Consider the following 15,387-nt stretch of genomic DNA (forward strand, 5'->3'; position numbering starts at 1 on the left):
GAATAGAAATAGAATAGAGGAGGAACGCCCTGTTGTTTACAAGCAAAGAGTCATTCAAAAGTATATTTCAGGATAATGTAGTGTCCAAATTAGGAAAAACGTTAGAAGAAGTATCAAGTGAAGATGTATATACGATTCTAAGTCGCATGATCCGTGAATCAGCGGGAAAAGAATGGGCAGCAACGAACCGCGAATTTAAAGATAATGAAGAAAAGCAAGTCTATTATCTATCACTTGAATTTCTGATAGGACGTCTACTAGGTAATAACCTACTCAATATGGGTGTCCTTGAAATTGTACAAGAAGGTCTGGAAGACTTAGGGGTTTCTCTTTCTGAAATAGAAGAACAAGAAGCAGATGCAGGTCTAGGTAATGGCGGTCTTGGCCGCCTTGCTGCTTGCTTTATGGATTCACTAGCTTCTCTGGGATATGCAGGGCATGGCTGTGGTATTCGTTATAAATACGGTTTATTTGAGCAAAAAATAGTGGATGGTAATCAAGTTGAATTACCAGATAACTGGCTACAAAAAGGAAACGAATGGGAAGTCCGTCGTGACGACCGTAAAGTAGAAGTTCGCTTTGGTGGTAATGTTCAAGTTCATGAAAAAGATGGCGAACTTGAATTCTCTCTTCATGATTATGAGGGTGTCTGGGCGATTCCTTACGATGTTCCGGTGATCGGATACAAAGGTAACAAAGAATCTTCCCACATGAATACTCTTCGTCTGTGGAGTGCAGAACCAATGCGTGAGATGGCAAGTCGTAGTTCTTCTTCAGGAGGCAACTATTACAGCTATCTGGATTACAATCGTTCGGTAGAGTCGATCTCCGAGTTCTTGTATCCTGATGATTCCCAATATGAAGGACGACTGCTTCGCTTGAAGCAACAGTATTTCCTTTGCTCTGCTGGTCTTCAAAGTATTCTGCGTACCTATGATAAATTAGGGCTTAGTTACGAAGAATTGCCGAAAAAAATAGCCATTCATATTAACGATACGCATCCAACACTGGTTATTCCTGAACTCATGCGTATTTTATTAGATGAAAAGGGCTATGGATGGGATACCGCATGGGAAATTGTGACGAAAACGGTCTCCTATACAAACCATACGATTTTGAGTGAAGCTTTAGAAAAATGGCCGACTCATATGGTACGTGAACTATTACCACGTGTGTATATGATTATTGAAGAGATCAATACTCGTTTTTGCGGAATGTTGATGGATAAATATCCAAACGATCCTGATCGTGTAGCGCACATGGCGATTGTTTTTGATGATCAAGTGAAAATGGCACATTTGGCGATTGCAGGTAGTCATAGTATCAATGGTGTAGCTGCATTGCATACCGATATTCTGAAGCAACGCGAAATGAAAAATTTCTACGAGCTATATCCAGATCGGTTCAATAACAAAACAAATGGGATTACGCATCGTCGTTGGTTGATGCATGCTAACCCTGAATTGTCTCAGTTGGTTAGTGAATCGATCGGTACACGCTGGATCACGCATCCACAAGAAATGGTTGGCATTTTGAAATATAGCGAAGATGCTAGCTTCCAAGAACGGACAGCTCAGATCAAGCTGAATAATAAGCAAAAGTTAGCGTCGTATATTGAGCAAAAATACGATGTTAAAGTAAATACCGACTCGATCTTTGATGTACAGGTTAAACGCCTGCATGCCTACAAGCGGCAGTTCTTGAATATTCTTCATATTATTCACCTGTACCATCAGATCAAAGCTATGCCATCACTGGATATGGTTCCACGTACGTTTATCTTTGGAGCCAAAGCAGCACCAAGTTATTATTTAGCAAAAAGTACGATCAAGCTAATTAACAGCGTAGCTAACGTTGTGAATAATGATCCAGATGTGAAAGACAAACTGAATGTCTTTTTCTTAGAGAATTATTCAGTGTCTTTAGCAGAAAAGATTATTCCGGCGGCTGATGTTAGTGAGCAAATCTCGACAGCCAGTAAAGAAGCATCCGGTACAGGGAATATGAAATTTATGATGAATGGTGCTCTAACCGTTGGTACATTGGATGGTGCTAACGTGGAAATGCATGAGATGTTAGGCGACAATAACATGTTTATTTTCGGCTTACATGCAAATCAAGTGATGGATTATTACCAGCATGGTGGTTATAATGCTCGTGATATCTATAACAGCGATTCACGTATTCAAGAAGTCATGAACCAACTGATTGAACGTGGACCATTCACTAATCATAATAATGAATTTGATATTTTGTACCGTTCAATTCTGGATATGAACGATGAGTATTTCGTATTGAAAGATTTCTCTGCCTATACAGAAGCTCATGTTCAGATTGATCTCGCTTATCGTAATCGTAAAGAATGGCTGAAAAAATCTATTCACAATATTGGGCATTCTGGTAAATTCTCTAGTGATCTGACGATCGGGCAGTACGCGTCAGAAATTTGGAAAATCAAACCTGTAGATCGTCCTTAATATTGCATATGGATTGAATGAGCTGAATATAGTTAGTGAATGAAGGGAATCCTTCTTGGTATTGTGATTGTCTGCGGATGATTATGATAGTGGGGAGGGTTTCCTTTTTCTTTTATGCGGTGAAGGGACAACGCTACGTAAAAGGATTATCCTCTCGATCGCTGTTAAGAATGGATATTTTGAACAACTGCTATCGCAGTAAATATCCATTCTTAGTGTATGCTTACGAAGTAGTTTTCTTGCGAAAACTTGTAAGGCTAACGCTACGCTTCTTACGGATAATTCCTTTTCCTTCGCTAAATCAGTGTCTACATCCAAACAAGAAACACTTATTTATTATGGTTATACTAAATCATTAGACTTTTTGCTGAAGATAATGAATATAATTCAGTTTTATCTGAAAAAGATGCAATATATCTAACACCAGAGTTACAAACTTCCACTGAGCGCAGGGAGCGATATAGTTCTGAAAGAGCGAAGCGCTCGCCTTTGTAAATGGATACCTACCGCAAAGCGGTTGATCAAGGTATCCATTTACAACAAGCGACGGCAAGAACAATACCGCACCCGGAGCGCTGTAACTCTAAAACACCCCCACACCCATCCGTTCCCCACCCGTACGATTCTTCTGATACTGCTTCGGCGTAACCCCCGTGTACCTTTTGAAAATCTTCGTAAAATAACTCTGATCATGGAACTGCAATAACGTCGAAATTTCCGCTAGTGAATAATGAAAGAGACTGATTAATTTTTTCGCTTCATCTATACGTTGTTGCTGAATGTAGACAACAGGCGAACAGCCGATTTCTTTTTTGAATAACTGCGATAAATAATCAGCATTTAGCTTTGTTTCTTTTGCCAAATCTTGTAGATGAATCGGTTCGTACAGATGGCTGAAAATATAATGACGTGTGAGATTAACTTCATGCGAATATCGTTGCTTTTGACCTTCCAGTACGCGATCCACAAAGTCAGCATTACATCGTTGAGTCGTCATATGCACTTGAGCGGGATTTTCACATTCTTCAACTGCTTGAATATAAAAGTCGCTTAACGTATAAGCAATTTCAGCATTGACTCCGCCATCCATCGCTGCACGTGTGACGAGCGTAACCGAGCAGATGCCTAGATTTTTTTCGTTACGTAACAAGCTTTTTTTGGACAATACGCCTAATTTTTCAGTAGGAAAGCCTAATTCCCACTGGATCAAATCTTCTTTGCGACCTTCTCGAATATATTGAAGAAAGACACGTTCCATTTCTGGATTATGATGATAACGATCCGAGGTCGAGTATTCTGGATCATTCTCATGATGTGTTAAGGATTCAGATGAAGCTAGACGTGGAATAGAGTCCAAATACACACGGTGAATAGACGTAGCAGGAATATGCAGGTTATGTTGAATCAATTCGGCAATATCTAATTCTTGCTGGTACAGCATAAAATAAATCATGACCGCAGCATTATAGATACGTTCTTTGGAGATCAAGGGAACTTTTTTATAAAATGCCCATACTTCATCTTGCTGACGGAATGATAACTGATGATCTACAATAATGCCTTTGATCAATTCTTCCGGCACAATCGCATTGAAAAAAGGACCTGCGATCAGTGCACCTGCCATCGTGGTAGAAGTAGTATGCACTGTAGAAGATAGATCAGAAGCGGAAACATTCCTATTTGCATCACTACTAACATTTTCATCTGTAATAGCATCTGGATACGAATGTAAAGGTATAATGAGATACTGTTCTACAAAATTCGTCGCATGAATTAGCGGATACTTGCCCTGAATATGTTTGGTCAATAATTGTAACCCTTCACTTTTACTTGTATACAAAGGGTTAAAGTTCTGCGCAGGGTATTCTTCAATCAGTACAGCATGCTGATCTACAAGATAAAGTGGAATCTGATACTCAATATGTATACATTTCATCATAAATTTAAGGGTATTTAACCAGTGACTATTCATATCATTGCCCAACTCCAATCATTTTTGCTCGATCTTTTTTTATTATCGAATAATAAGGTATTTATTATTTTACTAAAAAAATAGGAATAATACCATAAATATAATGTCATAACGCTTACATTAGAGCAGTACACTATATACAAATAGAGAATAGCAATTGGAAACGAGGGCATACGAATGATAGGAATATGGAACAGTACATCACAATTACAATCATCCAAGTGGAAATTTTTATTTGAGGTTCAGCAAGAGTCTCCTAAGCCAACACCACAGGATTACTCTTTGACCGTGCAAATGGAGCCATTACCACTTGCTCTAGATATCAAGCACATCCATGTAGAAGGCAATACGTTGAAAGCTACCGGAAGTGTGGTTGTGTTGCCGCATGGAGAAGGCGAAGCTACGATTGAAATGGTATTTGAAGAAGATTGCTTTACTGGCTTTATTTCACTACCTTTTACAGGAGTGATGAAGCTTGATGGTACAAGAGGTAGAGGACAATCGTTAAGCGAAGAATTGATTAACGTCGTTGCTCCTTATCATAAAAATAATGTTATCAAGCGCACTCCAGAAGATATTCAAGCTCGAGTCGAACAGTTGCTTGGCGAAATGACGATTGCCGAGAAAATCGGGCAAATGAGTCAGTGTATGGCTTCTGATTTTGCTTTTGGTGGCGATATCGAAGCAGAATCGGCAGACGTTCTCGTGGAACAAGGACGTACAGGTTCGATCTTAGGTGCTTTTAATAGTAGTCGTGTATTTGAATTGCAAAAAACAGCTGTAGAAAAATCTCGTCTAGGTATCCCATTGATGTTTAATGCGGATGTTATTCATGGTTTCCAGACGATTTTCCCTGTACCGTTGGCATGGTCTTGTAGTTGGGATATTGAAGCGATTCGTGATGCTTGTGCAATCGCAGCCAAAGAAGCAACCGCTACAGGAATTACCTATAACCATGCACCTATGGTTGATATTGCACGTGATGCTCGTTGGGGACGCGTAGTCGAAGGTTCAGGTGAAGATCCGTATCTAGGTTCTCTTATTGCTAGAGCGCAAGTAGAAGGCTTCCAAGGGGCTAGTTTATTTGACAAAGAAACATTGATTGCTTGTCTGAAGCACTTTATTGCTTATGGCGCTTCTGAATCCGGTCGTGATTACAATACTGTTGATATTTCAGAATGGATGTTGCGTAATTTGTATTTGCCTCCTTTCCAGGCTGGTCTTCAAGCAGGTGCGGCTTCGGTGATGAATGCCTTTAACTTTTATCAAGGGATTCCGATTGCAGCTAGTGAAGTAATTTTGAAAGATTTACTGCGTGATGAATTAGGATTCGACGGTATCTTGATCTCTGATTATGGTGCAGTAGAAGAGATTTACACGCATGGTGTAGCGAAAGATCGTAGTGAAGCTGCTCGTCTATCGCTTAATGCAACTATGGATATCGAAATGGTATCGCAAACGTATGAGCAATTTTTACCACAGCTTGTAGCAGACGACAAGATTCAAGAACAGCAATTAGATGATGCTGTAAGACGTATTTTGACTTATAAATATCAGATCGGTATTATGGATGATCCTTTCCGTTATGTGCGTCCAGATAAAGAAGTCGAGTATCATTTCAACGAAAACCATCTACAAGCTAGTCGTGAATTGGCGCAGAAATCAATCGTTTTGCTCAAAAATGAAGCTCAAACGTTACCGCTTCATGTGGCTGAATCGAGTGCACGCATTGCAGTCATCGGACCTTTCGGAGATAGCAAAGATTTGTTAGGGCCTTGGCAGTTTTCCAAATATGGAGCAGATACAGTCACTCTATTAGAAGGATTACAAGCCAAAGGGATTCAAGAAGATCGTCTGCTATACAGTGAAGGTTCCAAAGTGAATGAATCGATTGCAGGTGGAATTGAACGAGCACTTGAAGTGGCTAGTCATGCCGATGTGATTTTGTTAGCACTGGGTGAAAATAGTGAAATGTCCGGTGAAGCGGCTTCACGTATGGATATTACGATTCCTGAACCACAGCAACAGTTAGCAGAAGCGATTGTTGAATTAGCGAAGCAATCAGGTAAAGCGGTGGTATTGGTTCTTACCAATGGTAGACCACTGGTACTGGATTGGTATGAGCAACATATGGATAGTATTGTTGAAACATGGTTCTTGGGATCGCAAGCAGGACATGCGATTGCTGATGTATTAGTCGGCGATTACAATCCGTCTGCCAAATTAACAATGAGCTTTCCGAAGCAAGTGGGACAAGTACCGATCTATTACAATCACTTCAATACAGGTAGACCGGTTACTGCCGAAAATGAACACGAAAAATATATTTCCAAATATTTAGATGGTCCGAATGATCCTTTATATCCTTTTGGTTATGGACTGAGTTATAGCCAATTTGAATATTCTACTATCGAATTAAGCCGTTCTACTATGCAACGTTCTGAGTCGATTATAGCAACGGTTCAAGTGACGAATACCAGTGCAGTGGCAGGACAAGAAATTGTACAATTGTATATTCAAGATCTATACGGAAGTACGGTTCGTCCTGTCAAAGAACTAAAAGGATTTGAAAAAGTTACACTAGCTCCAGGTGAAACTGCACAAGTACAATTTGAAATCACAGAGGAATTGCTCAAGTATTGCAATGCACGACTGCAATGGGTAGCAGAAGCTGGAGAGTTCAAAGTGTATATTGGTTCCAATGTAAAACACGTACAAGTAGCAGGGTTTGAACTGATTGAAGCTTGAATTAAAAAGCTTTTCGCTGTAACATAGTAGTGAAGTAAGTGCTTACAAAAAAATGTTGCTAACATTTTGAGCGTATGTTACTATGGATTCACAGAAAACCAAAAACACGGATTGTTACTGATTACTCAGGCAAAACCGAAATTGACGCTCCAAGTCATTTTTGGTTTTGCCTTTTTGACTATTTTGATAGTAAAAGGTGATGGGAATGAAAATAGCACAAGTGCTGAATAATAATGTTGTCACAGTCATCAATGCTTCTGAACAGGAGCTGGTGGTCATGGGTCGAGGTATCGGTTTCAAAAAGCACCCTGGCGATCTGGTGGATGAGACAAAAGTAGAAAAAGTATTCAAGCTCGAAAGCAGGGAAGTCTCACAAAAGTTGATGACATTATTATCAGACATTCCCATCGAATACGTAGATTGTTCAGACGAAATTATCCGATATGCGCAGACGATACTCGGAAGCAAATTGCATGACAGCATTTATATCTCACTGACCGATCATATTCATTTTGCGATAGAGCGTTATCGACAAGGCATAGAGATTCGGAATGCGATTCTTTGGGAGATCAAAAAGTTATACCGTAAAGAATACGTAATCGGTATGAAAGCGCTCCAAATGATTGAAGACAAATTAGGTGTTGAACTGACTGAAGATGAAGGTGGATTTATAGCGCTCCATTTCGTGAACTCACAATTGAACGGTGAGATGAGCGAGACGATCAGTATGACCAATATCGTCAAAGATGTTCTACGAATCGTTACCCGACATTATGTTTTTGAAATGGATGAAGAATCATTAAGTTATTTCCGCTTTTTGACGCATTTAAAGTTTTTCGCACAGCGCGTACTGCATGATACAGTAAGCGATAGTGGAGACAATTCACTCCATGATATGGTCAAAGTCCAGTATCCTAACGCTTATGCATGTGCACAGAAAATTGAGTCCTACACCAGCAAAATTCACCAGCGTAGCCTTTCCAAAGATGAATTGCTGTATCTCACGATTCATATCGAACGGATTACCAAGGCTGAACAGACAGAACGATCAGAAGGGTAGTATCATGAACCAACTCACACAAGTAAATACATCAATGAATGGGATTGTGACTTTAATTAGGCAAAACCTGAATGTGGATAGATGATCATGCAATATGCTATAGAAGCATTGTATGTACTGTCAGTGTAGACTGACTCATTTATAGGCATTTAGGTTTTTTTGTATCCTAATCGTAATAGCCCTATATAAAAAGGAGAAGCTTACTATGGATAGAGAGAAATTATCACAAGACATACTGGATTTAGTCGGCGGTACAAGTAATATTGATCAGGTCACTCATTGTATGACCAGACTTCGTTTTAACTTGAATGATGATAATCTAGCCAACAAAGCTCAATTGGAACAAACACCCGGCGTAATGGGTGTCATGAAAAATGGCGGTCAATTTCAAGTTATTATTGGAAATGAAGTCGCCAATGTATACAAAGAATTAATCAAAAAGATACCTGGAGCAGGGCAGACTGAAAATACATCTTCATCCAAACCCAAAAAGAAACAGAATCCAATCAGTACGCTGTTTGATTTTATTTCAGGTATGTTTACACCGATCTTACCTGCAATTACCGGCGCAGGGATGATCAAAGGGATCGTAGCGATCCTTGTAGCCTTAGGCTGGATGTCTAACACAAGTTCTACTTACATTATTTTGTCAGCCATCGGAGATGGAGCATTTTACTTCTTACCCATTATTCTAGCGATTAGTGCTTCTCGTAAGCTGGGCAGTAATATGTATATCGGGGCAGCCTTAGGAGCCGCTATTATGCACCCGACGATCACCGCATTATTGGGTTCAGGGCAAGCGGTAACATTTGCTAGTATTCCAGTAGTAGCAGCGACATATTCTTCGACAGTTATTCCGATCGTGATTGCGATCTGGATCGCTTCTTATGTAGAAAAGGTAGTAGATCGCTTTACTCATGTATCGCTCAAATTATTAGTCGTACCTACGATTACATTGTTAGTTATGGTACCTTTAACATTGATTGCTATTGGACCATTAGGGTCTATTATCGGAAATGGATTATCCGGTGGAATCGCTTGGTTATTTGAAAATATGTCGATTGTCGCAAGTATTCTAATCGGTGGTACGATGTCATTGTTAATTATTACAGGTATGCATTATGCTTTGACACCGATTGTTATCGGTTCGATTACAACATTAGGATATGACTTTATTATTCCGTTGATGTTTGCCGCTAACTGGGCGCAAGCAGGTGGAGCACTAGGCGTAGGTCTTCGTTCCAAAAATGCTCAAACCAAATCGCTTGGCTTCTCTACAGGTTTAACCGCTATTATGGGGATCACGGAACCTGCTATGTATGGTATCAATATGAAATTCAAAAAACCATTTATTGCTGCTCTAATCGGTGGAGCGATAGGTGGAGCATTTATGGGTATCTTCCATGTTAAATCGTACGTGATTACCGGATTGGTGGGTCTACCGAGTGTAGCAGCATTTATCAGCCCATCGATCAGTACACTAATCTATGCACTATTGGGTGGTGTCGTTGCTCTAGTATCTGCAACAGCGATTACTTATTTTGCAGGAATTAAAGAAAAGACAGAAGAGTCTGCATCTACTCCAGTTGCCAATACTGAAGGCAATAGTCAGTCTGCAACAAGTCATCAGGTAGCAGCATCGAATGTCATTGATATTCACCAACCGACTATTCATCAAGTGGTTGCTACCGATATTTTCAGCCCTGTAGCTGGTGAAGTGAAGCCACTTAGCGCTGTCAATGATCCTGCATTTTCTCAAGAAATTATGGGTAAAGGGGTAGCGATCGAACCGACAGAAGGACGAATTGTATCACCTGTAAATGGAACAGTATTCTCTGTTTCCAAAAGTGGACATGCAATTGGACTTGTAAGCGACACCGGAACCGAAATGTTAATTCATATCGGAATCGATACGGTGAAGCTCAAAGGTCAACATTTTACACCTCATGCCAAAGCAGGAGAAACAGTGAAGATCGGGGATCTATTAATGGAGTTCGATCTCAAAGCAGTACGTGATGCAGGATATGAGACGATTACACCTGTGATTGTAACCAATATTAATGATTATAATGATCTACAATCTGCAACACAGCCTAATACACGTTCAGGTGAACTATTGTATAAATTAAGCTAATATCATAGCTAGTAACCAAGATAAGAAGTGAATAAGATTAGACTCATTATGAGCATATATTGAATCTCAAGCAATACTAACAAGCTAACCGAATATATGATATATGCTAAAAATATACACAAAAAGAGCTTGAACAATGTCATGGGTGATTATTTCCCGACATCGTTTAAGCTCTTTTTGCTACAGTAACATCATGTTGGCATTAAGCCGTTATAGTTGAGTTCAAATTACAGATCGCCACTGAATGCTTTGATAACCAAAATACCACCAAACACAATAGCAATACCCAGCACAGCATACCAGCGTTCTTTCACTAGATTATTCACGAGTAGACTCCTTTAAACCGTTCATTAGATTGAATTGGTATGGTTCTTATAACCAAACCATATTGTACCAAAATGAATTGTAAATTCAACCCTTTTATAGTTATAAAATTATAGAGAAAACAAAATTTTTTAATTAATATAGATGTCTATGTATAAGTTGCATAAAATATTAATCTATCTATACCCTACAGATAATGGTGATAGTAAATTAAATATGCAATTAATTCGTTATAATGATATAAATATTGTAAACAAAGTGAAATTTATTTTTGAAAATCTATTAGAGTAGAGGAAAAAAATGAAAATTTGGAAAATAACTAGTAGTGAAAAAAATATTGTACTGACTATAGGTGAATGGATTGATTTTTTAGATAATATCCGAGGTCAATCTCTCATTAAAGAGTGGATACCATTTGAAGTTTTTATTGAAGGAAGCAAAAAAAAGTATAAAGATTTTCCATCGTTTCTTCCTAGTGCACCCGTAATAGGTATAGAAGCAAAGAAAAAAATTGAAATTTTTTTGGAAGGAGAAGTAGAATTTTTACCTCTTATTCATGAGAACCACTCATTTTTTCTTCTTAATATTATTAATGTGATTGACTGTGTAGACCAAGATAAATCAATTGCTGATTTTTCAAAAAAAGGTAAAAAAACAAATTACAAAAAAATATATTTTAATAAAGAACTTATAACTACAAATAATAAAATATTTAAAATTCCTGAATTTCCAAGTAAGTACTGTTTTGTATCTGATGAATTTAAAGAATTTATTGAAAAATCTGGTTTGCATGGTCCAGATTTTGATTTGGTATGGGACTCTGAAATAGACCAAGAAACTGAACTTCATCAACAACAGAATTACAACGAATATATTAATAGTGTTAATAATAGTTTCGATCTCAGTATGTCTTGGGAACAAGCAATGAACTGTGTAAACCAAAACGAGGCTGTGGTCAGTGATCGATGGAAATTAAAATTAGATCAAGATCTTAATATTTTACTTGGACAATTAAATATGGATTTACAATATGATTTTGTCAGTCCAAAGTATATTCCACCGATTCTTTTAGATCTGAAATGGAAAAAGGCTTAGATGTTGAGTAAGGAACTTTAGCAGTCATATAGATCACCAAAAGTATTTTTGAAAAAAAGTATGTTATATGAAATGTAGTATTAGTAATTTTCTCTAAATAATTAAAAATAAAAAAGCCTTTCAGCGTAAAAGACTGAAAGGCTTTTTTGTATTATGATATCTACCTTCAACAACTTATATCGTTCTGATGACGCTTACTAATAACGCTTACATATACTGCTTATCAAGCTACATTATACTTTAGGCATAGCTACCATTCGTTCTTTGTTTTGCTTCGGGGTAACGCTTCCTACAGGCTCACGTTTGTTTTTATCATTGGATAGTCCAAAGATCGAAATCACCGTAATCAGTAATACGATGGCGCTCAAGAAGTAATACGTATTTTGGAAACCAATACTGGTGTACATGTTACCGGCAATACTTGAGAAGACCACAATAGCGGCTTGCTTGGCAAAGTTAAACGCTAACAAATAGATCGTAGCGGAAAGTCTGATATCGAACACGCTTGTAATGTATTTGAAAATGGATACTAACAACAATGGCATTTCAACAGCAGCAATCAAACGAAGTAATGATAAGCTGACAGTGTCTGTTGCGATAGCGGTTCCAAAAATACGCACAAACGTTAATAATCCGAAAAGTAACAGTCCGTTTTTGGCTCCAATTTTGTTAATAATAAATGGCATAAAGATCATCAAGATCGCTTCAATCGCTGTCTGTAAAGACACCAGTTCACTAAAGCGCTGTGTACCTAGATCAGGAGAAGCAAAGAATTGATTATAATAGTTCGGGAATTGCTGATCAAATACATCGTACACACTTGCTGTACCGACAATCAGTAGAGACAAGAACCAGAAATTTTTAAGTTTGAAAATCGAAAATACACGTTCTTTGGTAATCTCACTAGAAGCTTCGTTCGAATCCGCAGGTACACCGGCTGCACTTGCCGAAGGATCAACTTTGGCTGTATGCAATAGAATCCCCAATATAGCCGCAGAACAAGATGCGAACCAGAAAATACTGATAGGATTATACAGATACATCATTCCGCCGATTAAAGTCGCTGTAGCACCAGCAATTGAACCGAAAAGACGTACACGACCATATTCGATCGAACTGGCACGACTAGCACGTTCAATATACGCTTCAACGACCCCAACACCACCCTGGAAAACAGCACTAAGGTAAATACCGCCAATAATCGCGCCTACCCAGATATTATATTGAAGAAGTGGAATAAATAAAAAGGTAAAGAAGGGTCCCATAAATAAAGCAACAATAACAACAAACCAGAATAAGTTTTTACGGAATCCTAATTTGTCTGAAATCACACCGAAAAACGGTTGATAACATAAAGCGATTAACGAAATTGCTGAAAATACAAGTCCAGTATGGCTAGCATCAAGTCCTGCTTCTTCTTTTAACCAGATCGGTAAGAAAGCAAGTACAACTGCCCAGATTAAAAAGTAGAAAAAGAACAATCCGCCAAAATTCCAAAAATTCCATTTTGGTAATTTGATATTGTTTAACTTCATGATTCACTCATCTCCGTATCCATATCATTGTCTCTATTTATGAACAAACAAATCTTGATTTAAGAACGAACAAATCCTGCATCAGGCACAGGCTTGCCAAAGTTCGGTGTACCATCTTCATTCCATGTAATCACTTGTGCGCGTGTATGACGGTTAGGATCGTATAATGGATCGCCTGTAATTTCAGTGTAATTACGTCCATGATAGACAAGTACATCATGTTGATCGTCTTCAGTACGGGTAAAGCTGTTATGCCCGGGGCCGTATTGACCATTTTCAGCAGCACTTGTAAATACAGGTTGTGGCGATTTGTGCCATGAGTTCACATCTAACAGATCACTATTCTCATCAGCAGTCAGTAATCCCATGCAATAATTCTCATCGGTAGCGCTTGCAGAATACGTAATAAAGATTTTGCCATTACGTTTGAGCACAGCTGGCCCTTCATTTACAAGGAAACCAATTACTTCCCAATCCAGTTCAGGCTTAGTCAACATCGTTTGTTTACCTTTAAGAGTCCACGGATTTTCCATTTCTGAAATGTAAAGATTGGAATTGCCCGGGATATCATAATCACGTTGTGCCCATACATAATAAAGGGTGCCATTATGTTGGAAAGTCGTGGCATCCAGTGCGAAAGATTCCCACTCTGTAATGATTTGTCCTTTTTCTACCCATTGACCTTCTAATGGATTTGCCGCATCTGTCTCGATCACATACATACGATGATTAAATGTACCATTCACCGGTTCAGGAACATCAGCCGCAGCGAAGTAGATATACCATTTCTCATTAATGTAATGTAGCTCTGGAGCCCAGATCAGGTTGCTAAGCGGTCCGTGGTCTGGTTTGCGCCAGACGGTTACCGCAGGAGCATCAGCTAATCCTTGGATCGTCTGAGCACGTCTTACGTCTAGTCGATCATATTCAGGTACAGAAGCTGTGAAATAATAGTATCCATCTGTATGTTTGTAGATCCACGGATCAGCTCGTTGTTCCACAATCGGATTTTTGAATTCAGGTAAGTTGGTCATGATATCGTCTCCTTGAAGTGTGGTATAGCATTATCCTGCTTTATTTTCAGGTAACGCTTACAAGTTTGATTTAAAAAATATGTACGTACATTTATAGTTTATATAAACATTAATAATAAACTGATACATACACTAATTTTCTAAATAGTAGCACTTATTTAAACATATTTCAAGAATATAGATCAAAATAGATAATAGACCTGTCTATAATATGTATTTTCTGTGGTGAAATGTACGTACATGTACAGGAATAGAGAAAGTAGTAAAGAATATGAACCATTTGGTCGATAAAGGATATATACGCAAATGTCAGATTATATTGTTCGAGGAGCTAATCATTATGAAAATCGAATTGATTGTATTTTATGTAGCAGGTCAAGCTTATGCTATTAACTTTAATGAAATTGATGAAATTCAAACTGCTAAAAAAGGAACACCGTTACCCTTTTCAGAAGATTGGCATGAAGGATTGATCACGATTCGTGGAGCATTGTACCCGTTGGTTAATCTGCGTAAAGTATTGGCTGTGTCTTATGAAGAACCGAAAGAAACAGACAAAATGATTTTGCTTCGTCGTACTCGTGTTGCTCTACTAGTGGATGAGCTAGACAATACAGCGACTGTAGAAGAATCAGAGTTGAAAGAAAACCCGGAAGTAAATAGCCGTGATATTTTACCGAATGCTTTTGAAGTGAATGGTAAAATTATACCAATTGTGAATGTAGAGTCGTTGTTGTCGTACACACGTAACGCATACGTCTAAACATCTGCTTGAGTCATATCGCATCATGTCTTGCATATAAAAGTAAATAAAAAAAGCGCCGTCTGCTTATCGCAGGGCGCTTTTTTTATATTAAGATAGCAAAGATTCTGCTCCATCTACATACATTTCAGTACCACTAATTTGAATAAAATAAGTAGTCTAATTTATAAGGGCTTTTATGATTGAACTGAGAGCGTATTTATAGTTCAAATCACTAAATTTGTAAGCTTATACTTTAATTTCTA

9 protein-coding genes are annotated in these 15,387 nt (G+C 38.3%); 6 read left to right on the forward strand and 3 right to left on the reverse strand.

From position 1 onward, the window contains the following. The first annotated feature begins 32 nt into the window (after positions 1 to 32). Positions 33 to 2,477 carry a glycogen/starch/alpha-glucan phosphorylase gene (locus PO903_RS15330; protein WP_069328415.1) on the forward strand — a complete coding sequence of 815 codons (2,445 nt, stop codon included), beginning with the start codon at positions 33 to 35 and terminating at the stop codon, positions 2,475 to 2,477. 583 nt (positions 2,478 to 3,060) lie between these two features. Here the strand turns inward: PO903_RS15330 and PO903_RS15335 are convergent. Beyond that, entirely contained in the window at positions 3,061 to 4,449 is a 1,389-nt protein-coding gene (locus tag PO903_RS15335; protein ID WP_273593846.1) for a helix-turn-helix domain-containing protein, read from the reverse strand. 177 nt (positions 4,450 to 4,626) lie between these two features. Between PO903_RS15335 and bglX the strand changes: the two genes are divergently transcribed. From bglX to PO903_RS15355, 4 genes are all read left to right on the forward strand, one after another. Continuing rightward, on the forward strand, positions 4,627 to 7,197 hold the full coding sequence (gene bglX, locus PO903_RS15340) for a beta-glucosidase BglX (protein WP_273593847.1): 2,571 nt from the start codon (positions 4,627 to 4,629) through the stop codon (positions 7,195 to 7,197). Between the two features lie 205 nt (positions 7,198 to 7,402). Continuing rightward, positions 7,403 to 8,257 (forward strand): BglG family transcription antiterminator LicT, encoded by an 855-nt coding sequence (gene licT, locus PO903_RS15345; RefSeq protein WP_137225058.1) that lies wholly within the window; start codon positions 7,403 to 7,405, stop codon positions 8,255 to 8,257. A gap of 205 nt (positions 8,258 to 8,462) precedes the next feature. Further along, positions 8,463 to 10,391 (forward strand): beta-glucoside-specific PTS transporter subunit IIABC, encoded by a 1,929-nt coding sequence (locus tag PO903_RS15350; RefSeq protein ID WP_273593848.1) that lies wholly within the window; start codon positions 8,463 to 8,465, stop codon positions 10,389 to 10,391. 624 nt (positions 10,392 to 11,015) lie between these two features. Next, positions 11,016 to 11,810: an imm11 family protein gene (locus PO903_RS15355; RefSeq protein WP_137225056.1), complete on the forward strand. Its 795-nt coding sequence runs from the start codon at positions 11,016 to 11,018 to the stop codon at positions 11,808 to 11,810. Positions 11,811 to 12,043: 233 nt separating this feature from the next. Here the strand turns inward: PO903_RS15355 and PO903_RS15360 are convergent, their stop codons facing one another. Both PO903_RS15360 and PO903_RS15365 read right to left on the reverse strand, forming a co-directional pair. Then, on the reverse strand, positions 12,044 to 13,345 hold the full coding sequence (locus PO903_RS15360) for an MFS transporter (protein ID WP_241669425.1): 1,302 nt from the start codon (positions 13,343 to 13,345) through the stop codon (positions 12,044 to 12,046). A 59-nt stretch (positions 13,346 to 13,404) separates the two neighbouring features. Further along, entirely contained in the window at positions 13,405 to 14,379 is a 975-nt protein-coding gene (locus PO903_RS15365; protein ID WP_137225054.1) for a glycoside hydrolase family 43 protein, read from the reverse strand. 340 nt (positions 14,380 to 14,719) lie between these two features. Here PO903_RS15365 and PO903_RS15370 point away from each other — a divergent pair, with 340 nt between their 5' ends. Beyond that, a complete protein-coding gene (locus PO903_RS15370; protein WP_069328409.1) occupies positions 14,720 to 15,142 on the forward strand; it encodes a chemotaxis protein CheW in 423 nt (140 codons plus the stop codon). Positions 15,143 to 15,387: the final 245 nt, after the last annotated feature.

The sequence above is a fragment of the Paenibacillus sp. PK4536 genome (assembly GCF_028594455.2).
GTDB classification, from domain to species: domain Bacteria; phylum Bacillota; class Bacilli; order Paenibacillales; family Paenibacillaceae; genus Saccharibacillus; species Saccharibacillus nuruki.